22 protein-coding genes and 1 pseudogene are annotated in these 22,861 nt (G+C 71.7%); 11 read left to right on the top strand and 12 right to left on the bottom strand.

Annotation, left to right across the window (positions count from 1 at the left end; all coding sequences use genetic code 11):
* The first annotated feature begins 30 nt into the window (after positions 1-30).
* Positions 31-507: an ATP-binding protein gene (locus ABGB01_RS20510; RefSeq protein ID WP_347775146.1), complete on the top strand. Its 477-nt coding sequence runs from the start codon at positions 31-33 to the stop codon at positions 505-507.
* A gap of 60 nt (positions 508-567) precedes the next feature.
* Here ABGB01_RS20510 and ABGB01_RS20505 read toward each other — a convergent pair whose 3' ends face one another.
* On the bottom strand, positions 568-1,533 hold the full coding sequence (locus tag ABGB01_RS20505; protein ID WP_347775145.1) for a helix-turn-helix domain-containing protein: 966 nt from the start codon (positions 1,531-1,533) through the stop codon (positions 568-570).
* Between the two features lie 139 nt (positions 1,534-1,672).
* On the opposite strand from ABGB01_RS20505, the gene ABGB01_RS20500 reads away from it, so the two are divergent.
* Positions 1,673-5,083, top strand: a complete 3,411-nt coding sequence (locus tag ABGB01_RS20500) for a S8 family serine peptidase (protein ID WP_347775144.1) — start codon at positions 1,673-1,675, stop codon at positions 5,081-5,083.
* Positions 5,084-5,141: 58 nt separating this feature from the next.
* Here the strand turns inward: ABGB01_RS20500 and ABGB01_RS20495 are convergent, their stop codons facing one another.
* From ABGB01_RS20495 to ABGB01_RS20480, 4 genes are all read right to left on the bottom strand, one after another.
* Positions 5,142-6,152, bottom strand: a complete 1,011-nt coding sequence (locus ABGB01_RS20495; RefSeq protein WP_347775143.1) for a LacI family DNA-binding transcriptional regulator — start codon at positions 6,150-6,152, stop codon at positions 5,142-5,144.
* Between the two features lie 93 nt (positions 6,153-6,245).
* Positions 6,246-7,058 (bottom strand): ATP-binding cassette domain-containing protein, encoded by an 813-nt coding sequence (locus ABGB01_RS20490; protein ID WP_132606027.1) that lies wholly within the window; start codon positions 7,056-7,058, stop codon positions 6,246-6,248.
* Complete coding sequence (locus tag ABGB01_RS20485; protein WP_347775142.1) at positions 7,055-8,017, bottom strand: ABC transporter permease; 963 nt, start codon at positions 8,015-8,017, stop codon at positions 7,055-7,057. Before ABGB01_RS20485 ends, ABGB01_RS20490 begins: the two co-directional genes overlap by 4 nt.
* Before the next feature lie 11 nt (positions 8,018-8,028).
* Positions 8,029-9,012 carry a sugar ABC transporter substrate-binding protein gene (locus tag ABGB01_RS20480; protein ID WP_347775141.1) on the bottom strand — a complete coding sequence of 328 codons (984 nt, stop codon included), beginning with the start codon at positions 9,010-9,012 and terminating at the stop codon, positions 8,029-8,031.
* 147 nt (positions 9,013-9,159) lie between these two features.
* Here ABGB01_RS20480 and ABGB01_RS20475 point away from each other — a divergent pair, with 147 nt between their 5' ends.
* Positions 9,160-10,323: a carbohydrate kinase gene (locus tag ABGB01_RS20475; RefSeq protein ID WP_347775140.1), complete on the top strand. Its 1,164-nt coding sequence runs from the start codon at positions 9,160-9,162 to the stop codon at positions 10,321-10,323.
* A 71-nt stretch (positions 10,324-10,394) separates the two neighbouring features.
* Here ABGB01_RS20475 and ABGB01_RS20470 read toward each other — a convergent pair whose 3' ends face one another.
* Together ABGB01_RS20470 and ABGB01_RS20465 are read right to left on the bottom strand one after the other, a co-directional pair.
* A complete protein-coding gene (locus ABGB01_RS20470; RefSeq protein ID WP_347775139.1) occupies positions 10,395-11,219 on the bottom strand; it encodes a PIG-L family deacetylase in 825 nt (274 codons plus the stop codon).
* Between the two features lie 131 nt (positions 11,220-11,350).
* Complete coding sequence (locus tag ABGB01_RS20465; protein ID WP_347775138.1) at positions 11,351-12,751, bottom strand: tetratricopeptide repeat protein; 1,401 nt, start codon at positions 12,749-12,751, stop codon at positions 11,351-11,353.
* Positions 12,752-12,843: 92 nt separating this feature from the next.
* On the opposite strand from ABGB01_RS20465, the pseudogene ABGB01_RS20460 reads away from it, so the two are divergent.
* From ABGB01_RS20460 to ABGB01_RS20450, 3 genes and pseudogenes are all read left to right on the top strand, one after another.
* Positions 12,844-13,277, top strand: a pseudogene (locus ABGB01_RS20460) (SAM-dependent methyltransferase).
* Between the two features lie 70 nt (positions 13,278-13,347).
* Positions 13,348-13,947 (top strand): TetR/AcrR family transcriptional regulator, encoded by a 600-nt coding sequence (locus ABGB01_RS20455; protein WP_347775137.1) that lies wholly within the window; start codon positions 13,348-13,350, stop codon positions 13,945-13,947.
* Positions 13,944-14,669, top strand: coding sequence for a phytanoyl-CoA dioxygenase family protein (locus ABGB01_RS20450; protein ID WP_347775136.1), 726 nt, complete (start codon positions 13,944-13,946; stop codon positions 14,667-14,669). Before ABGB01_RS20455 ends, ABGB01_RS20450 begins: the two co-directional genes overlap by 4 nt.
* A gap of 60 nt (positions 14,670-14,729) precedes the next feature.
* On the opposite strand, the gene gdhA is transcribed toward ABGB01_RS20450, so the two are convergent.
* Positions 14,730-16,073 (bottom strand): NADP-specific glutamate dehydrogenase, encoded by a 1,344-nt coding sequence (gene gdhA, locus ABGB01_RS20445; protein ID WP_347775135.1) that lies wholly within the window; start codon positions 16,071-16,073, stop codon positions 14,730-14,732.
* Positions 16,074-16,300: 227 nt separating this feature from the next.
* Between gdhA and ABGB01_RS20440 the strand changes: the two genes are divergently transcribed.
* Complete coding sequence (locus ABGB01_RS20440; RefSeq protein WP_347775134.1) at positions 16,301-17,041, top strand: SDR family oxidoreductase; 741 nt, start codon at positions 16,301-16,303, stop codon at positions 17,039-17,041.
* 30 nt (positions 17,042-17,071) lie between these two features.
* Positions 17,072-17,482 carry a cupin domain-containing protein gene (locus tag ABGB01_RS20435; protein ID WP_347775133.1) on the top strand — a complete coding sequence of 137 codons (411 nt, stop codon included), beginning with the start codon at positions 17,072-17,074 and terminating at the stop codon, positions 17,480-17,482.
* Between the two features lie 23 nt (positions 17,483-17,505).
* Here ABGB01_RS20435 and ABGB01_RS20430 read toward each other — a convergent pair whose 3' ends face one another.
* On the bottom strand, positions 17,506-18,393 hold the full coding sequence (locus tag ABGB01_RS20430) for a TIGR03620 family F420-dependent LLM class oxidoreductase (protein WP_347775132.1): 888 nt from the start codon (positions 18,391-18,393) through the stop codon (positions 17,506-17,508).
* Positions 18,394-18,489: 96 nt separating this feature from the next.
* On the opposite strand from ABGB01_RS20430, the gene ABGB01_RS20425 reads away from it, so the two are divergent.
* The 3 genes from ABGB01_RS20425 to ABGB01_RS20415 are packed head-to-tail and all read left to right on the top strand — an operon-like array spanning position 18,490 to position 20,693.
* Positions 18,490-19,107 (top strand): TetR family transcriptional regulator, encoded by a 618-nt coding sequence (locus ABGB01_RS20425; RefSeq protein ID WP_347775131.1) that lies wholly within the window; start codon positions 18,490-18,492, stop codon positions 19,105-19,107.
* Positions 19,108-19,158: 51 nt separating this feature from the next.
* Positions 19,159-20,547 (top strand): OFA family MFS transporter, encoded by a 1,389-nt coding sequence (locus tag ABGB01_RS20420; RefSeq protein ID WP_347775130.1) that lies wholly within the window; start codon positions 19,159-19,161, stop codon positions 20,545-20,547.
* Entirely contained in the window at positions 20,544-20,693 is a 150-nt protein-coding gene (locus ABGB01_RS20415; protein WP_347775129.1) for a hypothetical protein, read from the top strand. The genes ABGB01_RS20420 and ABGB01_RS20415 overlap by 4 nt, the downstream gene beginning before the upstream one ends.
* 30 nt (positions 20,694-20,723) lie before the next feature.
* On the opposite strand, the gene ABGB01_RS20410 is transcribed toward ABGB01_RS20415, so the two are convergent.
* The 3 genes from ABGB01_RS20410 to ABGB01_RS20400 are packed head-to-tail and all read right to left on the bottom strand — an operon-like array spanning position 20,724 to position 22,817.
* Complete coding sequence (locus ABGB01_RS20410) at positions 20,724-22,001, bottom strand: cytochrome P450 (protein WP_347775128.1); 1,278 nt, start codon at positions 21,999-22,001, stop codon at positions 20,724-20,726.
* A gap of 1 nt (position 22,002) precedes the next feature.
* Entirely contained in the window at positions 22,003-22,203 is a 201-nt protein-coding gene (locus tag ABGB01_RS20405; protein WP_347775127.1) for a ferredoxin, read from the bottom strand.
* On the bottom strand, positions 22,200-22,817 hold the full coding sequence (locus ABGB01_RS20400; RefSeq protein WP_347647480.1) for a TetR/AcrR family transcriptional regulator: 618 nt from the start codon (positions 22,815-22,817) through the stop codon (positions 22,200-22,202). Before ABGB01_RS20400 ends, ABGB01_RS20405 begins: the two co-directional genes overlap by 4 nt.
* Positions 22,818-22,861 lie beyond the last annotated feature (44 nt).

Below are 22,861 nucleotides of genomic sequence, written 5' to 3'. Positions count from 1 at the left end.
TGGGAGCGCTCCCAAAAGCCGAGAGATGTGATGAGCATGCCCCTCCGCCACGGGTCCCCGCCCGCGACGCCGATCCGGACGGCGGAGCACCTGCTGCCCTCGGTGCCGGCCGGCGTCGGAGAGGCGCGCGCCCTGGTCCGCGCGGACCTGGCCGCATGGGGCCACGACGACCTGATCGACGACTGCCTCATCATCGTCAGCGAACTCGTCACCAACGCCGTCCTGTACGGCGGGTCGGCGTACGCGCTCCGGCTGGAGGACCGCGACGGCCGCGTCTACGGTGAGGTGTTCGACCCCGGCGACGGCGTGCCGCGCCCGCGCTCGCCAGGGCCCGACGCGCCGTCGGGCCGGGGCCTGCGGATCGTCGCGGCGATCGCCGACGACTGGGGAGTGCGGGCGGCCGACGGCGGCAAGGTCGTGTGGTTCTCGGTCACTGCCCCCGCGCCGGCGCGCCTGGCGGCTCTCCAGGTGCCGCCGCCAGGCGCGGAACATCCTCGCGACCATTGACGCGCTCCCGGCTGCCGAGGGGAGCGGCTCTCGGCTTCGCCGGCACATCACCCGAACGGTTCAGATCCAGCCGCGCCGGGTCGCCTCCATCGCCACCTGAAAGCGGGTTCGCGCGCCCAGCCGCCGCATCAGCTTCGTGATGTGCCGCTGCACCGTTCGCTCGCTCCATCCCAGCGCGCGGCTGGCCGCGCGGTCCGTCGCGCCCGACGCCAGGAGCGTGAGCAGCCGTTCCTCGTCGTCGGACAACTCCCCGTCCCCCGCCGTCATCCGGACGGGCACGCTGCGCTCCCACAGCGCCTCGAACAACGCCACCAGAGCGTCCAGCAATGGTGACGGGTGGATCAGGTACGACGCCGTGACCGCGTCGTCGCCGGCCCGCAGCAGCGGGATGATGGCGAGCCGGTCGTCGGAGATGGCCAGCTTCATCGGCAGGCCGGCGGAGATCCTGGCCTGTTCCCCGTGCCGCATTCCGGCCGTCACGTCCTCCAGCCAGCCGGGCAGATCCAGCACGCTGGTGTCGTAGATGACGCGATATCTCACACCGCGCCGGAGCAGGTTGAGCTCGATCGGGTTCGACTCGGTGTGCTGCTGCGGAGCGGCGTACGGCGGCCGGTCGAACCCGCGCATCTGCGCCCGCGTGTCCTGCTGCATCTGCACCCACCGGTGGTTGACCTCGTCGCGGCCCGAGACCACCTCGATCAGCTCGCCGGGGTGGGCGAAGCGCGTGCCGGCACGGTAAACGTCCATCAGCGACCTGATGTGCGCGCGCACGCCGTCCAACTCGCGTTCGTGCTCGCGCAGGATGGCCTCCAGACTGCTGTCGGGCGAGACCGCGACGTAGCGGGTGGGCCGGCCGACCGAGCGGGTGGCCAGCCCGAGCTCCACCAGTGAGTGCAGGATGCGCCGCGCGGCCGTGGCGGGCAGGTGGCAGTCGCTGACGATCTCGGTCACCGTCGCCTGCGTCCGGCGGACCAGGGCGTCGTACACCTCCTCGTCCTGGGGCCTGAGTCCGATGGCCTCGAGCACGCCGCTCCTCCGGTTGAGTGTCGTAATCACGTCATATGGCTGATATTCGCCGCAACGCGATCTTGTCAGGAAATATCGGTACATGTCAGCGTTCCAGGTGCACCATCGGCCCTCGTGGCCACAGCACCGAAGGAGCGTCATGCCGCCATCCCTCCGCCGATCCGCCAGACGACGCCTGCTCACCGCGCTGTTACCGGCCGTCCTGCTCGGCACGCTGACGGCGGGCCCGGCCGCGGCGGACATCCGTGCCGCGAAGCCGGAGGCCGCGCCGAAGATCGACCAGAAGCTGACCGCGCAGCTGAAGAGCGACGGCGCCCGTGTGGAAGCCGCCGTCGTGCTGCGCACCCCGCTCACCCCGGCCTCGGCGCCGGCGTCCCGCGCCGAGGCGCGGGACACGCTGGCGAGGAGCGCCGAGGCCACCCAGGACCCCGTGATCCGGCTCGTCACCTCACGCGGCGACCAGGTGGTCAACACCTTCTGGCTGAAGAACATGGTCCTCGTACGGGCCACGCAAGGCACCCTGAACGCCCTGGCGGAGCTCGAGACGGTCGAGCGCATCATCCCCAACTTCACGCTGACCGCGCCCGAGCCCGAGGAGGGCGCCACCCCCAAGGCGGCCGGCGCCACCACGTGGGGCATCGCCAAGATCGGCGCCGACAGGGCGAGCGACGAGCGCGGACTCTCCGGCAAGGGCGTGCGCGTGGCCGTGCTCGACACCGGCATCGACATCACCCACCCCGACCTCCAGGGCAAGCTCGCCACCGCCGACCCCTCGGACCCCGAGCACCCGGGCGGCTGGATCGAGTTCGGCCCCGACGGCAAGCCGGTGGCCTCGCAGCCGCACGACAGCAGCTTCCACGGCACGCACGTGGCGGGCACGATCGCGGGCGGGAACGCCTCCGGCACCCGGATCGGCGTCGCGCCCGGCGTCACGCTGATGGGCGCCCTGGTCATCCCCGGCGGCCAGGGCACCTTCGCCCAGGTGATCGCCGGCATGCAGTGGGCGATCGCGCCGTTCACGGCCGACGGCGTCAAGGCGGGCGAGCCGGCCGACATCGTCAGCATGTCGCTGGGCGGCGTGGGCTACGCCGACGAGATGATCCAGCCGGCCAGGAACATCGCCTACGCCGGCGCGTTCCCCTCCTTCGCCATCGGCAACGACTGCCCGCCCGGCCAGTCGAGCAGCCCGGGCAACGTGTACGAGTCCGTGGCCGTGGGCGCGACCGACGTCAACGACGACGTGCCCGCCTTCTCCTGCGGCGGCGTGGTCAGGAAGACCGACTGGTTCGCCGCGCCTCCGGAGTGGCCGGACTCGTACGTCGTGCCCGACCTGTCCGCGCCGGGCGTCGACGTGTTGTCGTCCATGCCCGGCGGCGCGTACAGGGCGCTCAACGGCACCTCGATGGCCACCCCGCACGTGTCCGGCACCGTCGCCCTGATGATGGAGGCCCGTCCCGGCCTGACCGCGGACGCCGCGCTGGAGATCCTGACCGGCACGTCCGTCTCCGACGACCGTTACGGCCCGCGCCCGAACCCCCGCGTCGGCGCCGGCCGGATCGACGCCTACGCCGCCGTCGCGGAGGCCGCGCTCGAAAGCGGCGTGCGCGGCGTCGTCACCGACGAGCGCACCCGCGAGCCGCTGGCCGGCGTGAAGGTGGCCAGGGCGGACGGGCGCAGCGTCCAGACCGGCGAGGACGGGAGCTTCGAGCTGCGGCTGCCCGAGGGCAGGCACGAGCTGACGCTGTCCAGGTTCGGCTACGAGACCAGCACCGAGACCGTCCGCGTACGGGCCGGCCGGCTCACCGGCGAGCGCTTCGAGCTGGAGCGGACGCGCTGGGGCACGCTCTCCGGCCGGGTGGTGTACGGGCCGACCGGCTCGACGGTGCCCGGCGCCACGGTGACGGTGCTCGGCGTGCCCGACGACCTGTCGGCGACGACCGACAGGAACGGCCGCTACACCGTCAAGGACGTCCCCTTCGGCGACGGCTACCGCGTCTCGGCGAACGCCGCCGGCATCTCGAGGTCGGAGCCCGTACAGGCGAGTGTCGGCAGAGGCAGGAACACCGCCGACCTGACCCTTCCGCGGCGGCCGGACACCGAGCGCGTGTCGCTGGGGCCCGACGGTCGCCAGGGCAACCACGAGGCGTGGTGGCCGGAGCTGAGCGGCGACGGGAACGTCGTAGTGTTCGCCAGCTTCGCCTCCAACCTCGTCAGCGACGAGGACACCAACGGCGAGCTGGACATCTTCGCCACCGACCTGCGGACCCGGACGACCGAGCGGGTCTCGGTGCCGACCGGCGGCGGCGTGGGCGACTCGTTCTCGCTCTCGCCGACGGTCAACCACGACGGGAGGTACGTCGGCTTCAACAGCGGGGCGGCCAACCTGGTGCCCGGCGACACGAACGGCCAGACCGACGCCTTCGTGCACGACCGGCAGAAGAGGGCGACGGAGCGGATCTCCGTGTCGTCCGACGGCGTGCAGGGCGACGGGATCTCCGGTGCGCCCGCGTTCTCGGCGGACGGCCGGCTCGCCGTCTTCGTCAGCGACGCGACCAACCTCGTGCCCGGCGACACCAACGGCCGCGCCGACGTGTTCCTGCGCGACCGGCAGGCCGCCACCACCGAGCGGATCTCCGTCGCCCAGGACGGCTCACAGGCGGCCGACCAGTCCCGCGAGCCGTCCATCAGCGCCGACGGCCGTTTCGTGGCGTTCCAGAGCGACGCGGACGGCCTCGTGCCGGGCGACGGCAACGGCCGGACGGACGCCTTCGTCCTCGACCGCGAAACCGGCGTGCTCAAGCTGGTCGTGGTCCCGCACCCGGAGACCGACACCAGGTCCCCGGTGCTCAGCGCCGACGGCAAGGTGCTGGCCTTCACCAACGGCGTCGGACTCGGCCAGATCTACGTCCAGGAGCTGGCGACCGGCACCTCCAGGCTGGTGTCGGCCAACAAGGACGGAGGCGAGGCCTCCAACATGTCGTTCGCGCCGTCGCTGAGCGCCGACGGGCGCCTGGTCGCCTTCCACAGCCTCGCCGACGACATCGTCGAAGGCGACACGAACAGGTCGAACGACGTGTTCGTGCGTGACGTAGCGGCGGGCACCAGCAGGAAGATCTCCCTGGCGCCCAAGGGAGCCGAGGGCGACGGCGGGTCCGACCTGGCGTCGATCAGCGACGACGGCAGGTTCGTGGCCTTCGAGAGCTCCGCGGCCAACCTCGTCGAAGGCGACACCAACCACCGCTCCGACGTGTTCGTGCACGACCTGGCCCCCGGCCCCGAGCCGCTGTTCGCGCTGAGCGACCTGGAGATCACCCCGGAGAACTCCCGGTCCGGGCGCGTACGGGTGCGGGCCCGGGTGAAGAACGTGGGCGAGCGGGCCGGCGAGTACGCGGCTGTGCTGCACGTGAACGGTCAGGAGGACCAGCGGCGGACCGTCTCGCTGCGGCCCGGCCGGAGCGAGCGGATCTCGTTCGACGTACGGCGCGGCGAGCGCGGCACGTACACCGTCGAGCTCGGGCCGCTGTCGGGGCGGTTCACGGTCAGGCGCTGAGACCGGCGAGCCGCTCCTGCCCGCGCGGGGGAGGAGCGGCTCGCCCGGGGCCGGCCGGTCAAGGGGCTGGAGTGAGCTCGCCGGAGCCGCGGACGATCAGCCGGGTGGGCACCACCTGCCTGCGGGCCTTGGAGCGGTCGCCGTCCAGCCGCGACAACACCAGCTCCGCCGCCGCGGCCCCCATCCCCGCCGGATCCTGGGCCACTACCGTCAGCGGCGGGTCGAGGACCTCGGCCAGCGGCAGGTCGTCGAACCCGACGAGCGCGACGTCGGTGCGCCGCGCCCGGGCCAGCGCCACCACCGCGCCCATCGACGCGAGGTTGTTGGCCGCGAACAACGCCGTCGGCGGGTCGCTCAGCGCCAGCAGCCGCAGGGTGGCCCGGGCCGCGGCATCCTGGTCGTGCCCGGTCTCCACCAGGGAGCGGTCGAACGGCAGCCCTGCCCGCTCCAGCGCGTCGCGGTAGCCCTGGAAACGTTCGCGTCGGGTGTAGAGGGAGGCCGGCAGGTCGCCCACGAAGCCGATGCGGCGGTGGCCGTACGCGATCAGATGGGCGACGCCGGCCCGCGAGCCCTCCCGGTTGGCGCTGACCACGCTGTCGGCGGTCAGGCCCACCGCCGGGCGGTCGAGGAAGACGATCGGCAGCCCGGCCACCCGCTCGCCGCGCAGCCCGCGGTGCTCGCTGGTGGCCGACGGGACGATCATGAGGGCGCTCACCCTGCGGGCCAGGAACGCCGCGATCAGCGACTGCTCCAGGGCGGCCGTCTCGCTCGACGAGCCGACGATGAGCGTCAGCCCGCGGGCCCTGACGGCGCTCTCGACGCCGCCCGCGACCGTGCCGAAGAACGGGTTGCCCATCTCGGGGATGATCAGGCCGATCGCGGCGTCACGCGCGCCCACCCGCATGTTGCGGGCCATCAGGTTGGGCTGGTAGCCCAGCTTCCTGACGGCCGCCATGACGCGCTCACGGGTCTCGACGGCGACCGGGCCGTCGTCGTTGAGCACCCGCGAGACGGTCTTGGCGGTGACGCCGACCTCGCGCGCCACATCTGTCATCGTCGGACGCCGCATCCCGCCCATGCTAGTGGCCCGTCACAGCGGCAGACCGGGTACGGGGGCGCATCACAACAGCCCGGCCCGGCGGAGCGCTTGTACGGGAACGTGTCACGACAGCCCGATCGCCTCCGCCGCGTCCTTGTCGGTCACCACGGACTTGCCCTCCGACATCTGGATGGCGCCCGTCATGATGGCGACCACCTCGGCCATGCTGTGGTCGCCGGGAACGATCTCGGCGACCCTGCGGCCCAGGCGCTGGATGTGGACGCGGTCGGCGATCTCGAACACGTGCGGCATGTTGTGGCTGATCAGCACCACCGGCGTGCCGCGGTCGCGGACCTGCCTGATCAGGTCGAGCACCTGGCCGGACTCCTTGACCCCGAGCGCCGCCGTGGGCTCGTCCATCACCACGACGTTCGTGGCCCACGCCACCGCCCTCGCCACGGCCACGCCCTGCCGCTGCCCGCCCGACAGCGACTCGACCGGCTGGGTGAGCGAGCGCAGCCCGATCTTGAGCTCGGCCATGTGCTTGGCCGACTCCTCGCGCATGCGCTTCTTGTCGAGCATCCGGAAGACGCGGCCGAGGATGCCCGGCTTCCGCAGCTCCCTGCCGAGGAACATGTTCGTCGCGATGTCCAGCGAGGCCGCGACCGCGAGGTCCTGGTAGACGGTCTCGATGCCGTGCCTGCGGGCGTCGAGCGGGTCGCGGAACCGCACCGGCTTCCCGTCGAGCAGGATCTCGCCGGAATCCGGCTGCAGCGCGCCCGTCAGCGCCTTGATCAGGCTCGTCTTGCCGGCGCCGTTGTCGCCGATGACGGCGAGCACCTCGCCGGGCATCAGGTCGAAGTCGGCGCCGTCGAGCGCGGTCACGTGGCCGTACTTCTTGACCAGGCCGCGCGCCTGGAGCACGGGTGTGGTCATCGGGTCCTCCTGCGGGAGAGCTGGTCGACGGCGACGGCGAGGATCACCAGGATGCCCGTGATGAGGGTCTGGTAGATCGACGGTACGCCCATCAGCTGCAGGCCGTTCCTGAACACCCCCACGATGAGGGCTCCGACCAGGGTGCCCAGCACCATGCCCCGGCCGCCGAACAGGCTGGTGCCGCCGAGCACGACCGCCGTGATGCTGTCGAGGTTGTCGGTCTGGCCGGCCTGCGGGTCGCCCACGCCGGTACGCGAGACGAGCAGCAGGGCCGCGATGCCGTACACGAGGCCGGCCAGCGTGTAGACGCCCACGGTCAGCCGCCGCGTCCTGATGCCGGTCAGCCGGGCCACCTCGGGGTTGTTGCCCAGCGCGTACACGTGCCGGCCCCACGCGGTCGAGCCCAGCAGGTACGCGAACAGCAGGAACAGCAGGATCGTCAGCAGCGAGCCGTAGGTGACGTTCGTCTGGCCGACCTGGAACGTCTGCCCGAGGAACGTGAGCAGCGGCGGCAGGTCCGTGACGGTCTGCTCGCCGGAGTAGATGTGGGTGAGCGCGAACGCCACGTTCAGCATGCCGAGCGTCACGATGAACGGCGGCAGCGAGATCCGCGTCACCAGCAGCCCGTTGACCAGCCCGAACCCGGCGCAGACCACGAGCCCGGCGGCGACCGCGAGCAGCGCGGGCAGGCCGCTGTCCACCGCCAGCTTCGTCATCACGATGCCGCCGAACGCCATGATCGCGCCGTTGGCCAGGTCGATGCCCGCGGTGAGGATGATCAGGGTCTGCCCGATGGCCAGCGTGCCGACCACCATGACCTGCTGGATGATCAGTGAGAAGTTCGTCCCGGTGAAGAACTGGTCGGTGTTCAGGCCGAAGTACAGGCAGGCCAGCAGGAGCGCGGCGAGCGGGCCCGCGACGGGGGTGCTGATCAGGCGCCGCGGCAGCGACGCTTCCATCACGGCCACGATCAGCCCCAGCAGTTCGCCAGGCCGAAGGCGGTGTCCTCGGCCTCGACGCCGTCGGCCGCCCTGTCGGTGATCAGGGTGACGCCGGTGTCGGTGTAGCCGGAGGGCTTCTGGCCGCCCTTGGCGTACGAGGCCACCGCCTTGACGCCGTCCTCGGCCATCTTGAGCGGGTACTGCTGGCTGGTCGCGGCGATCTGCCCGGACTGTACGGCCTTGACGCCGGTGCAGCCGCCGTCCACCGAGACGATCAGCACCTCCTTCTCACGGCCCTTGGCCTTCAACGCCGTGTACGCGCCCAGCGCGGCGGGCTCGTTGATGGTGTAGACGAGGTTGATGTCGGGAGCCTTCTGCAGGCAGTTCTCCATCGCGGTCTGGCCCTTGGCCTGGTCGCCCCTGGTGTCCTGGGAGCAGACGATCGACGGGTCGCCCTCCTGGATGCCGAACCCCTTCAGGAAGCCGTCGTGCCTCAGCTTGCCGACCGTGATGCCTGGGGCGAGGTCAAGAGTGGCTATCTTGGCGGGTTCGCCGGCCATGGCGGCCTTGGCGTACTGGCCGATCAGCTCGCCCGCCTTGAGATTGTCGGTGGCGAACAGCGCGTCGGTGGCCTCCTGCGGCTCCGTGGGGGTGTCGAGGGCGATGACGAGCACGCCCGCGTCGCGCGCCTTCTTGATCGCCGGGACGATGGCCTTGGTGTCGCTCGGGGTGATGAGGATGCCCTTCACGCCGGCGGCGACCATGTTCTCGATGGCGGTGATCTGGGCGGCGTTGTCGCCGTCGAACTTGCCCGCCGCGCTCATCAGCTCCATGCCGCCGGCCTGGGCCGCCTTCTGCGCGCCCTCCTTCATCTTGACGAAGAACGGGTTGGTCTCGGTCTTGGTGATCAGTCCTACCTTGGGGGCGGCGGAGTCGCTTCCCCCGCCGCTGCCACCGCAGCCGGTGACGAGAAGCGCGGTGACGAGGAGGCCGGCCGATAGCTTTGCATTCATGGCGCTGTCCTATCAGGGGGGATCCGATGTCATCGTTGACATATGTCAACGTTGACATCTTCGTGCTGCGATGATGGACTCCGATCCTGGAAACGTCAATGCCCTGCTGCCGTAACGAATCGGCAACATGCCAGAGAGGCAGGTCCGATGATCGCCGTCCTGGGCGAGTGCGTCGCCGACAGCTTCACCACGCGCCACCCGGCCGCGCCCAGCGGGCCCGCCCCCACCACGCCCGCCGACCCTTCACCACCCGCCGGCGACCCGCCCACCCGGGTCGACAACGGCGCATCGCGACTCGGCGGTGGGCCGCCGCGCGAGGGCGGCCGGCCGGTCGGTGGCGAGGTGCCGAGCAAGGGCGGCCGGCCTGTCGGTGATGGGCCGTCAGGTGAGGGCGGTCGGCCGGTCGGTGGTGAGGTGCGGCCCGGCGAGGAGACGGAGGGGCTGGCGCTGCGGGTGCTGCCGGGTGGAGGGCCGGCGAACACGGCGGTGGCGCTGGCCAGGCTCGGCACTCCCACCCGGTTCCTGGGCCGCCTCTCGCGTGACGTGTTCGGCGAGATGTTCCGCGACCGCTTCACCGCCTCCGGCGTGGACCTGTCGGCGTGCGTCGAAGCCGAGGAGCCGAGCACGCTCTCCGTCGCCGCTCTCGACCCGCACGGGCGGGCGGCCTTCACGTTCTACACCGACGGTGCAGCGGACTGGCAGTGGCGGCCGCACGAGCTGGACGCGCGGCGCGTGGGCCCCTTCAGGTGCCTGCACACCGGCTCGATGGCGCTGGTCGGAAAGCCGGGACGGGAGGCGGTCGAGGAGTTCGCGAGCTCCGCCGCCGGGCATGCGACGATCTCGATCGACCCGAATGTGCGTCCCAGCTTCGCCACCAGAGACGACTATCAGGTCACCCGCTGGTGCGAGTGGACCGACATCCTCAAGCTCAGCGACGACGACCTGGACCTCCTGCTGCCCGGCACGTCGATGGAGCGCGCCTGCGACACCTGGCACGCCGCCGGCGCCCGCCTGATCGTCGTCACCAGGGGTGCGGCGGGCGCGCTGGTGTCGGTGGACGGCGAGCGGGCGGGCGTGCGGGCGCCGGAGGTGGACGTGGTGGACACGGTCGGCGCCGGCGACGCCTTCACCGCCGGCCTGCTGCACGCCTTGGACGCCCAGGGCCACCTGGGCGGGCGTCTCGACGATCTGGACCTCGAGACGGCGGTGGCGGCGGCCGGCTTCGCCACCCGGGTGGCGGCCCTGACGTGCTCAGTGGCAGGCGCCAATCCACCCTGGTCCCACCACCTCACCACCGCCGCCCCGCGATGACGTCGAAGCGGCCGACCCGGCTGGGCCCTGGGACGTCCGCTTCGACATGATCCGGCCACCTCCGGCCTGGGTCATGTGGCGCGCAGGCCGGCGAAGAGGTCTTCCTCGCGGGCGGGGGCGTCGACCTTGCACAGCTTGCGCTCGAAGGCCTCCTGGGAGAACGCCTGCTGCTGGATGTGCTCAGGCATGTCCAGCACGAAGATGTTCTCCCCCTGGCTCTCGTGCGCCTTGAGCGCCTTGAGCTTGCGCTCGGTGTAGGGGCTGACGTCGACGAGGGTGGTGACCCGCTCGTCAGGGGTGCCGAAGTCGCCGGACGGCTCGAAGCCGAGCTCGACGCCGTGCTCACGCAGCAGCTCGAACATCTTTCTCATCTCGGCGCGGGGCATGGCCGTGTAGTAGAACTTCTCGGGGATGCCGGTCGCCTCGACGGCCGCGACCGTGACGCGGTGCGCCTGGACGTGGTCGGGATGGCCGTAACCGCCGCCGCCGGTCTCGTCGTAGGTCACCACTACCTGCGGCCGGTAGCGTTCCATCAGCGCGCCCAGCTTGGCGGCCGCCACCTCGACCGGCACGTTGGCGAACGCGTCGGCGTGGCCGTTGCCCTCCCATCCGTCCATGCCCGAGTCGCGGTAGCCGAGCAGCTCCAGGTGGTCGACGCCCAAGTGGGTGACCGACTCGCGCAGCTCGGCGAGCCGTCGCTCGGCGACGGCGGCGTCGTCGTGCCCGGCCTCGCCCGGCTTGACGCCACCCTCGGCGTCGCCCTGCTCGCCGTTGGTGCAGGTGACCAGGACGGTGCGGATGCCTTCGTCGGCGTAGCGGGCCAGGATGCCGCCGGTGCTCAGGCACTCGTCGTCGGGGTGGGCGTGCACGATCATCAGGGTGAGTTGCGGGTCCATGACCGGAACACTAGCGGCCGGTTCCGACAGTTGCGGCCCGCCGCGGTCTCGGCGCCGGCCCGAAGGCGCTCGGGGCCCGTGCTCAGGGCCAGTGTGCGCGGTGCTCGCGTACCTGGAGGATCAGCACGCGGTCACGTGCGGCCGCCGGTCCTGGCGAGGTCGCCTGCGCGGAGCCGGGCGGTCGCGGCGGCGGCGCGGTCGCCGAGGTGGTCGGCGAGCGCCGCCTGCTTGAGCCAGTTGTACGGGCTGCACGGCCGCACGTTGATCCGCTCGCTCACCAGCGCCCGCGCGACGTCACGAAGCCCCGCCCGCAGGGCCGCCTCCAGCAGCGTCTTCTGCACGGCGTCCCGCTGCGCGTGGCTGCCCCCGAACTCGTTGACCCGATGCCTGATGGGATAGAGCAGCTCCACCACCGAGGCGTGGTCGCCCCGCCCGAACGCCACGATGGCCCGGCACACCGGCAACCCGACCTGCAGCGTCATGGTGTGGTTGGTGACGCCGGGACGCGGCTCCCGCAAGTACGCCTCCCGCCCCGCGATCAGCCGCTCGGCGTCGCCGATGCGGCCGGCGCCGACGTACGCCATGACCGCGTGCATGTCGTTGAACGCGTAGAACGGCTCCGCCACCCGCGGCGGCCAGGCGTCGGCCAGCGCGGACCAGCGTACGTGCTGCTCCGAGCCCTCCAGGTGGAGGCGCCAGAGCAGGGCGGCGGCGTCGAGCAGCTCCATGCACGACTGCCCGTCCGCCAGCACCGCGTCGTAGATCTCCAGCACCCGTGCCACATCGCCGGACTCCAGCGCGTACAGGCAGTAGTGCCACCAGGTGTGGACGTTGAAGAACGTGCCGGTAAACCAGTCGGGCAGCCGCGCGTCGAGATAGCGCAGGCCGCGGCCGAAGCGGCCCTGCATCTCGTACGTGTGCGCCACCGCGTGGATGCCCCACACGTCGCGCGGGTTGAGCTCGACCGCGCGCAACCCCACCTCCTCCGACCGGTCGTAGTGGCCCGCCTCTTCCAGGCCGAAGGCGTACATGCCCAGGACGTGCCCGAAGTGCCGGTCGTCCGGGCGCCAGGTGTTCAGCGCGCCGCCGACGCGGTCGCGCAGCGAGCGTGCGTCGCCGGTGAAGAAGTCGATCTGGTGGCCTGCCACCAGCGCCAGGGCGTCGCGCGGGTGCTCCACGGTGATCCAGGCCAGCAGCGTGCCGCACCGCAGGAAGTCGCCGTCGAGCAGCGCCTGCACGGCGGCCACGTGCGCGCGCTCGCGGGGGAGCAGCGACGCCTCCTCGACCGCGCGGCGGAACGCCCCGAACCGCGCCCGGGCCTTGCGCGCGTCGCCGGCCTCGGTGGTGAGCAGCCCCAGGTAGGCCGACAGGACGTTGCCCATCGGGAAGGCGGGGGAGTCGGCCAGCGCCGCCTTCGTCTCCGCGGCGACCTCTGCCCGGAGGTGCAGCAGCTCGTGGACGGCCCGGTCGTAGTGCCGCGCCGCGGCGGCGCTCGCCCCGCTCATCGCCAGGCCGTGCTCGTCGTCGAACACAGCTCCAATGTAACGGGGAGGCGTACGAACCGGGGATTCGCCGCGGGTGATGTAGCGTCCGAACCGTCCACGAACCTCTGGACAGGGGCGCCATGACGGACCACGACGACGCCACGCCGGGCCGGGCCTGTGTCGACACCACCGTCCCGCACTCCGCGCGGGTGTGGAACTTCCTGCTGGGCGGTACGGACCATTTCCCCGTCGACCGGGAGGACCCGATCGTGCTGGTGCACGCCCGCGAGCTGCTCACCAGCGCCCCCGAGGGCGCCACCGACTACGTCGACGCCGACGTGCGCGACCCCGCAACACCAATCCCGCCCTGGTGGAGGCCGTCGCCGGCTACAACAGGACCGCCGCCAACACCTACCAGTTGCGCAGCCCGGAGCGGATCGCGGGTTTCTTCGACGGCCTCGAACCGCTGCCTCCCGGAGTGGTGCCGACGCCCGAGTGGCGGCCCGATCCGGACCGGCGGGACGCCCTGCCCGCCGTGGTGAGCGCCGTCTGCGGTGTCGCCAGGAAACCCTGAGCTCCATGGGCGCGCCATGGCCGGGTCCGGGGGCCTGGTGAGTTGAGTTGAACTCAACTAACCTTGGAGCGTGGAGCCCCTGACCGAACGCGCCGCGACCACCCGCCGTCGCATCCTCGAGGCCGCCGCCGCCGAGCTCATCGAGACCGGCGACGTCGAGGTCGCGGCCGCCGCCCGCCGCGCCGGGCTCAGCACCGGCCTGCCCTACCGCTACTTCGGCACCCGCAGCGGCCTGATGAGCGCCCTGCTCGCCGACTTCTACGAACGCCTCGTGACCGAGACCGTGCTCGCCCACTTCGACGGCGCCACCTGGCTCGAACGCTGGCGCGCCCAGCTCACCCAGTGGGTCGACTGGGTGTACGACGAGCCTCTCGCGCCCGTCGTGCTCGGCCGCATGGTCGGCGACGCCCAGGTGGCCGCGATGGAGGCCCGCTGCGCCCGGCGGGTCATCGCCCTCGGCGCCGAGCACGTCGCCGCCGGCCAGGCCGAAGGCGCCGTCACCCCGGGTCGCGACCCGGGCCTCATGTCCGCCGCCGTCGTCGGGGGGATACGTTCCATCCTGTCGGTCGTGCTCGACCAGGACCCGCGCCCCGACCGGGCCGCCGTGCTCCAGGAGATCTGGGAGTTCAGCACCGCCGCGCTCGGCGCCGTACGTGTGGAGGCGTCGTGACCGGTGAGGGGGCGATGTCCGCGCTGCACCGCGACGGCCACCTCGTCATGCGCGACCTGCTGAGCCCGGCCGGCTGCCGCCGCATCCGCGAGGAGCTCGCCCCGCTGCTCAGGCCCGCCGGCCGCGACCCGTTCCGCTCGCGCCACACCCACCGCGTGTACGGCGTGCTCCACAACACGCGCGCCGTGGACCCCCTCATCGACCACCCCCGCGTGCTCGCGCTCGTCGACCGGCTGCTGCTGCCCAATTTCCTGCTCTCGCAGCTGGAGGTCGTCGAGGTGCGACCCGGCGCCCCCGCCCGCGCGCCCGCGTACGACGACCGGCACTACCCTTTGCCCCGTCCGCGCCCCGCCCTGTCCGTGGCGGCGCTCTGGACCCTCGATCCGGGCACCACGCTCACGGTGTGGCCGGGCAGCCACCGCTGGGCCGGACACCGGCCCGCCACGGCGGGCGTGGCGCTGGCGCCCCCGACGGGCTCCTGCACCCTGATCCTCGGCACGCTGTGGCACGCCCGGCCCCCGCAGCGGGGGCAGCCGCACATGACCGTCACCACGCACTACTGCGAGCCCTGGCTGCGCACGAGGGAGGCGTTCCTCCTGTCCCCGGGCAGGGACGTGGCCAGGCAGCTGAGCGCCAGGACACGCCGCATGCTGGGGTACAGCATCCACCCGCCCGAGCTGGGGCTGGTGGACGGCATGCACCCGCACCGGCTCTTCGCCTGACCCGCGCCCCGCCGGGCGGGCCTTCCGGCTCTCGAAGGCGGCGTTCGAAGGGGGGCGGGCTCAGATCAGGCCGAGGGCCAGCATCGCGTCGGCGACCCGCCGGAACCCGTCGATGTTGGCCCCGGCCACGTAGTCGCCCGGCATGCCGTACTCGTCGGCGGTCCGCAGGCAGCGGTCGTGGATGTCGCGCATGATCTCCTCGAGCCGGTGCTCGGAGAACTCGAACGTCCACGAGTCGCGGCTGGCGTTCTGCTGCATCTCCAGCGCGCTGGTCGCCACGCCGCCCGCGTTGGCGGCCTTGCCCGGCCCGAAGGCCACGCCCGCATCCAGGAACACCTTGATGCCCTCCGGCGTGGTGGGCATGTTCGCGCCCTCGCCGACCGCGATGCAGCCGTTGCCGACCATGACGGCGGCGTCGCGGCCGGTGATCTCGTTCTGCGTGGCGGACGGCATCGCCACCTCGCACGGCACCTCCCACACGCTGCGGCCCGCCACGAAGGTGGCGTTGTGGCCGCGGCGCTCGGCGTACACGTTCAGGCGGCCGCGCTCGACCTGCTTGATCTGCTTGAGCAGGTCCAGGTCGATGCCCTTCTCGTCGAGGACGTAGCCGGAGGAGTCGGAGCACGCGACGACCCGGCCGCCGAGCTGCTCGATCTTCTCGATGGTGTAGACGGCCACGTTGCCGGAGCCGGACACCGTGACCCGCCGGCCGTCGAACGACGTGCCGCGCGCCTTCAGCATCTCGTCCACGAAGAACGCGCACCCGTAACCGGTGGCCTCCGTGCGGACCTGCGCGCCGCCGTACGCCAGGCCCTTGCCGGTGATGACGCCCGACTCGTAGCGGTTGGTGATGCGCTTGTACTGGCCGAACAGGTAGCCGATCTCCCGCCCGCCGACGCCGATGTCACCGGCGGGCACGTCGGTGTACTCGCCGATGTGCCGGTAGAGCTCCGTCATGAAGCTCTGGCAGAAGCGCATGACCTCGCGGTCGGAACGGCCCTTCGGATCGAAGTCGGAGCCGCCCTTGCCGCCGCCGATCGGCAGGCCCGTCAGGCTGTTCTTGAAGATCTGCTCGAACCCCAGGAACTTGACGATCCCGAGGTAGACCGACGGGTGGAAGCGCAGCCCACCTTTGTACGGCCCCAGAGCGCCGTTGAACTCCACCCGGAAGCCGCGGTTGATCTGCACCTCGCCACGGTCGTCGGCCCACGGCACCCGGAAGATGATCTGCCGCTCGGGCTCGCAGATACGCTCTATGATCTTCGACTCGGCGTATTCGGGGTGCTTCCCGAGGACCGGGCCGATGCTCTCGAGCACCTCGCGCACAGCCTGGTGGAACTCCGTCTCACCGGGGTTGCGGCGAAGGACGTTGTCGTAGATCGACGACAGCTTCTCGTGCAACACGTACTCCTCAGCTCACTGCATGCGTTCCTCACTGTAAGGGGAGGCGTGATGTGACCTGCACCCGTATGCCCCCCTTTAGCGGGATCTCGTGGCGCCTGTGTGCGCCTGGGCGCCGCCGGTCAGCGGGATGCAAAATCTTCCGCGCGGGCGTCACAGGCGGGTGCGCCGCCCTGTCCTAGCTCGCGAGCGGGGGCGAGCGGTGCTCCCGGCGGACGGGGAGGAACGTCATGAGGATCGTGGTCATCGGCGGGACCGGCATGATCGGGTCGAAAGTCGTGGCCAAGCTCGGCGAACGTGGTCACGAGGCGGTGCCGGCCTCGCCGAACACCGGCGTCGACACGCTCACCGGGGAAGGGCTGGAGGATGTTCTGGCCGGTACGCAGGTGGTCATCGACGTGTCGAACTCGCCGTCGTTCGAGGACGCCGCAGTACGGGAGTTCTTCGAGACCTCCACGCGTAACCTGCTGGCCGCCGAGGCGGCGGCCGGAGTCGGGCACCACGTCGCGCTGTCCGTGGTCGGCGCCCGGCGGCAGCCGGGCAAGGGCTACTTCGGGGCCAAGGCCGCCCAGGAGGAACTGATCGAGAAGTCCTCGATCCCGTTCTCGATCGTGCGCGCCACGCAGTTCTTCGAGTTCGCCCGCGGCATCGCCGACGGCGCCACCGAGGACGGCACCGTACGGATCGCGCCGGTGTGGTTCCAGCCCATCGCCGGCGAGGAGGTCGCCACGGTGGTCAGCAGGGTCGCGGAGGGCACCCCGCTGAACGGCGGCATCGACGTCGCCGGGCCCGAGCGGGTGCTCATGGACGACTTCTTCCGCGACGCGCTGGCCGCCTGGAACGACCCGCGCCAGGTCGTCACCGACCCGGAGGCCCGTTACTTCGGCCTCCACCTCGACCAGGACACGCTGGTGCCCGTCGAGGACACGATCCGCGGCGAGATCACCTACAACGGCTGGCTCGGCGAGTAGCCCGCCCATCCCACCAAGGAGGCACCCACCATGCGGGAACACCGATCGAACGCCTGGCAGACGGCGATCACCATCGTGCAGGAGGCAAAACCGCCGTACATTCCCCAGGGCGCACACGAGATGACCCTGGTCGTCGAATATCCGCCCGGAGACCCAGGCGCGCCGCCGCACCGCCACTACGGACCCGCCTTCGGCTACGTGCTGGAAGGCGAGATGGTGCTGGAGCTCGAAGGTGAGCCCGAGCGGGTCGTACGCGCCGGAGAGGCGTTCTGGGAGCCCGGCGGGGACGTCATCCACTACCAGGACGGCAACAACCGCGACGACATCCCGCTCCGGTTCCTCGTGACGATGTTGTGCGAGCCCGGCAAGCCGATGCTCACCCTGGTGGACGACGAGGAGCTCGCCCAGCGAGCCGACCGGCGCGCCGCACGCCCCGTCTGACCGCCCCGTTTGACCGCTCGGGGTCAGGCGCGGGGGAGCAGGCGGGGGGCGAGCCGCGCCAGCTGGTCGACCGTGTTCGTCAGGTCGTCGGCCAGCGGGTGGAGCAGGACGTGGTCGGCGCCGGCGGCGAGGTGCCGCTCCGCCCGGGCGGCGACGGCCTCGTCGTCCCCCCAGGCCACGATGGCGTCGACGAGGCGGTCGCTGTACCCGCCGTCGAGATCGGCGTCGCCGTACCCGAGCCTGCGGTAGTGGGCGGTGTAGGCGTTCTCGCGGCCGCCTGCGCCGAAGAGGGCGCGGATCCGTCCCCTGGCGCGGACCTCGTCGGTGTCGAGGAGGAGGGCCAGGTGCGGGATCACCAGGGGCCCGGGGCCGAGAGCGTCGCGCGCGGCCCGGGTGTGCTCGACGGGTTGCAGGAAGGGGTGGACGCCGCCGGCCCGTCCGGCGGCCAGCCGGTGCGCCTCGGGGCCGAGCGCGGCCAGGACGCGCGGGTAGCGGGCTTCCGGCAGGACGCGGGTGGCGGCTTCGTCCATGGCGTCCAGGTAGGCGCGCAGCCCGGCCAGCGGGCGCTCGCCGCCGTGGCCGCCGAGGCCGAGGATCACGCGGTCGGGGTACGCCTCGGCGAGCGTGGCCGCACCGCTGTGGGTCGCCCGCGGGTCGCGCATGTTGATGTTGGCGACGCCGGCGCCCGCGACCAGCCGCTCGGTGGCGGCGAGCACCACGGCCAGCTGGGTGAGGATGTCACGCCCGGCGACAGGGGAGGCCGCGGGAGGTTCGCCCGTCCACACCGAGCCGTACCCGAGCCGCTCGATCCGCGCGAACTGCTCCCGTTGCCTGGCCACCGGCGTGTGCAGCAGCGTCATCGGCGCGATCCACACGCCGAAGCGGCCGAGGCGGTCCTGTGTCGGGGTCATCGTCACTCCTGTCCGAGCTTAGCGGAGCTAGCCTCCGCTTATCTGGAGCATACGATACGGAAGGAGGCTCCGGTTCGTGAACCCCAGGAGGCGGATATGGGCGACACCACCACCCGGCGCGCCATGCGGGCCGACGCGCGGCGCAACCGCGACCGGCTACTGGCCGAGGCGCGCACCGCCTTCCTGGACCACGGCACCGACGCCTCACTGGAGGACGTCGCCGCGCGCGCCGGTGTCGGCGTCGGCACCCTCTACCGGCACTTCCCCACGCGGGAGGCGCTGCTGGCAGAGCTGCTGCGCGAACGGTTCGACGCCCTCGCCGCCGGCGCGCGGCAGCTCGCCGCCCACCCGTCGCCCCGCGAGGCGTTGATCACCTGGACGCTCGACTTCGTGCGGACCACCACCGTCTACCGGGGGCTGACCGCGGCGGTGACGGCGACGCTGCACGACCCGGCCTCCGCCCTGCACGCATCCTGCGAGACGATGCGCCGCGCGGCGACGGCGCTGCTGACCCGCGCGCAGGAGGCGGGCGAGGTACGCGCCGACGTCGCGCCGCTGGAGTTCCTGGCCCTGGTCGCGGGCGCCTCATGGGCGCGCGAGCAGATGGCGGGGGCCGAGGTCCCCGGCGATCGCCTGCTCCTGCTGCTCTTCGAAGGCCTGGGCGTGCCGGACTTCGGACGCCGTTCGCCGACCAGATCTGACCGCTCGCCGTAAACCCGCTCCGGATGCGAAATACGGCATACCGTATGTGTTACCCGTATCTTCGTGGCAATCAGTACGAGGTTCGCGAGTCCCACAGGTTTCCTGAGTCGTTCCCGTACCGTGGCGGCGCCCACCTGGAGCCGGTGGCTGGTGCCGCCCGCCGCCCTCTCCGTGCATCTGGCGATCGGGCAGGCGTACGCGTGGAGCGTGTTCAAACCGCCCCTCGAATCCTCCCTCGGCCTGTCGGGCACCCAGAGTGCCCTGCCGTTCCAGCTGGGCATCGTCATGCTCGGCCTGTCGGCGGCCTTCGGCGGCACGCTGGTCGAGCGCAACGGGCCACGCTGGGCGATGTTCGTCTCGATGGCCTGCTTCTCCTCCGGGTTCCTGCTGTCCGCGCTGGGCGTGGCCACGGGACAGTACTGGCTGGTGGTCCTCGGCTACGGTTTCGTGGGCGGGATCGGGCTGGGGATCGGCTACATCTCGCCGGTCTCCACGCTGATCAAGTGGTTCCCCGACCGGCCGGGCATGGCCACCGGCATCGCGATCATGGGGTTCGGCGGGGGAGCGCTCATCGCCTCGCCGTGGTCGGCGCAGATGCTCGGCACGTTCGGCACCGGCACGGGCGGGATCGCCACGACGTTCGTCGTGCACGGCGTCGTCTACGCCGTCTTCATGTCCATGGGCGTGCTGCTGGTGCGCGTCCCCGCCGACGGGTGGACGCCGAAGGGGTGGCGACCGCGCGAGGCGGCCACCCGCCGGCTGGTCACCACCGCCGACGTCTCGGTGCGCAACGCCGTCCGCACCCCGCAGTTCTACCTGCTGTGGCTGGTGTTGTGCCTGAACGTCACCGCCGGGATCGGCATCCTGGAGAAGGCCGCGCCGATGATCGCCGACTTCTTCTCCGGCACCTCCATGCCCGTCGCGGCGGGAGCGGCGGCGGGCTTCGTCGCGCTGCTGTCGCTGGCGAACATGGCGGGGCGCTTCGGCTGGTCGTCCACCTCCGACCTGATCGGGCGCAAGAACATGTATCGTGTCTACCTGGGCGTGGGCGCGCTGCTCTATCTCGCGATCGCGCTGGCGGGCGACACCTCCAAGCCGCTGTTCATCATCTGCGCGCTGGGCATCCTGTCCTTCTACGGCGGCGGCTTCGCGACGGTCCCGGCGTACCTGAAGGACCTGTTCGGCACGTACGAGGTCGGCGCGATCCACGGCAGGCTGCTCACCGCCTGGTCCACCGCGGGCGTGCTCGGCCCGCTGATCATCAACGCGATCGCCGACGGGCAGGAGGCCGCGGGGCGGTCGGGACCCGCTCTCTACACCACGTCCCTCTACATCATGATCGGCCTGCTCGTGGTCGGCTTCGTCGCCAACGAGCTGATCCGGCCGGTGCACGACAGGTACCACGAGCGGCCACGGCAGGAGAACGTGACGGAGAAGGGGCAGGCGGTATGACGGACACGACGGCCACAACGGGCGACGCGGACAGGGCGAACCGGCGGACAGGGCTCATGGTGCTGGCCTGGGCGTGGGTGGGCGTGCCCTTCACGTACGGCGTCTACCAGCTGTTCCTCAAGCTCACCCAGCTCTTCTCCGGCTGAGCGGTCCCTGAGCCGCGCATGCGGCCTGCGTCACGCCCGTCCGATGCGCAGGGGCAGCGTCCGCGGCCCGCGGACCTGCCCCGTCGCCCACGTCACCGCCGCCGGGTCGGCCAGGGTGAACTCCGGGATCCGCTCCAGCCAGACCTCCAGGGCGACCCGCAGCTCCATGCGCGCCAGGTGGGAACCCACGCAGCGGTGGATGCCCAGGCCGAACGCGACATGCCGGTTGACCTCGCGGTCGATGACGACCTCGTCCGCCCGCTCGACGTGCGCCGGGTCACGGTTGGCCGCGGGGAACGACACCAGTACCCAGTCGTCGGCCTTCATGTCGACGCCGCGCCAGTGCATGTCCTGCTTGACCAGCCGCGCCATCGTGACCGGCGCGTACGCCCGCAGGAACTCCTCCATCGCGGTGGGCAGCAGCTCCGGCTCGGCCACCAGGCGCTCCCGGTCGGCCGGCGTCTTCGCCAGATGCCACAGGGACGCGCCGATCGCGCTCCACGTGGTGTCGATGCCGGCGATGAGCAGCAGGGCCATCGTGCCGGACACGTGGGCCGGCTGGAGCTTCTGGCCGTACAGCTCCGCCTCGATGAGGTAGGTGGTCAGGTCGTCGCGCGGGTTGTCGAGGTGGTCGCGGATCTGCTCCAGCAGGTAGTCGAACAGCTCGCCCATGTGCGCCATGCGCTCATCGGGCGGCAGGTTGACGCCCTCGAGCGCGTGCTCGATGAACGCGCGGAAGCGGGGCCCGTCCTCCGGAGGGAAGCCCAGCATGTCGGCGATGACGCGTACCGGGATGTGCTGCGCGTACTCGCGGGCCGCGTCGACGTCCCGCCGGCCCTCTAAGGCGTCGATGAGCGTGTGGCAGTACGCCCGCGTGGCCGCCTCCCGCTTGGCGACGGCGCTCTTGGTGAACGCCGGCAGCAGCAGCCTGCGCGCGTCGCGGTGGAACGGCGGGTCGGAGGAGATCGGGGGCACGCCGCCGACCGGCGCCAGGTCGAGCGGCGGCCGGTAGTTGCTCATGATGATCGAGCGCGAGGAGAAGTGCTCGGTGTCGTAGGCGATCGCCGCGACGTCCTCGTACCGCGTCGGCAGCCAGCCGCCGCCGAACCGCCCGGTGTGCGCGATCGGGCAGCCCTGCCGCAGCTCGTCCTGGATGGGGTACGGGTCGGCGGCCCACTCGGGCTCAAGATGGGAGAAGTCGTTCGCCCAGTCGGTGACGGGACCGGTGACGATCTCGCTGCGGGTCCCGACGAACTCGTCGTCCTGCCCGTCACGGTAGTCCTGCGTGAAGCGCTCGTCAACGGCCATGTCAGGTCTCCTCGTGCGCGTCGATCGCCCTTTCGGGACAGTTGGCCACCGCCAGGCGGGCCGACTCCTCCTCGCCCGGCGCAACGATGCCATGGCCGAGAACCTGCCCGTAACCCTCGTCGTCCTCGCCGAACAGGCTCGGAGCCAGGTCGTAGCAGCGCCCGTGCCCCTGGCACCGTTCGGGGTTGATCTGTACTTTCACGGGGTCGACTCCTTCTTCTCTGTGATGCCCGCGGGGCCGAGGACCGTCACGACACGGGCGAGCAGCTCGGCCCACTCCTCGTCGGCGACCGCGTGCAGGTCCGGCGTGACCAGCACGCTGCCCATCGCCAGCAGGAGGCAGAAGTGCGCCAGCGCGTCGGGCGACAGCGCGGGATCGAGCTCGCCGTCGTCCTGGGCCCCGCGGACGAGCCCGGAGATCTGGCCGGCGCGTTCGCCGATGTAGTCGCGCATCGGCAGGGCCACGTCCTGGTCACGGGGAGCCGCGACGAGCGCCTCGACGATGAGACGGCCACGGACGTCGGGCCTGCGGGGGAGCCGGCGGCCGATGACGAGGAGCAGCTCCGTGACCGGCCGGTTCGGGTCGGCGGCCAGCAGGTCGGCGAGCATGCTGCGGCCGTGCGCGCGCAGGGCCGCCACGAGCAGGTCCGCCTTCGAACCGAAGTGCGCGTAGAGCGCGCCGTTGCTCACCCCGGCGGCGGCCGCGATGTCGGCGACACGGGTGCCGTCATATCCGCGCTCGGCGAAGGCGTCGGCTGCCGCGCGCAGCAGCCGCTCCCGCGTCTCCGCGGCGGTGACACCGGCGATGCGCCCCATGAACGAATTAAAAAGTCGTTCATTTGATTCGTCAAGGGCACCGG

This window comes from Nonomuraea sp. B5E05, from assembly GCF_039880665.1.
In the GTDB taxonomy this organism is placed as follows: Bacteria; Actinomycetota; Actinomycetes; order Streptosporangiales; family Streptosporangiaceae; genus Nonomuraea.
This window is presented reverse-complemented; position numbering and strand designations above follow the sequence as displayed.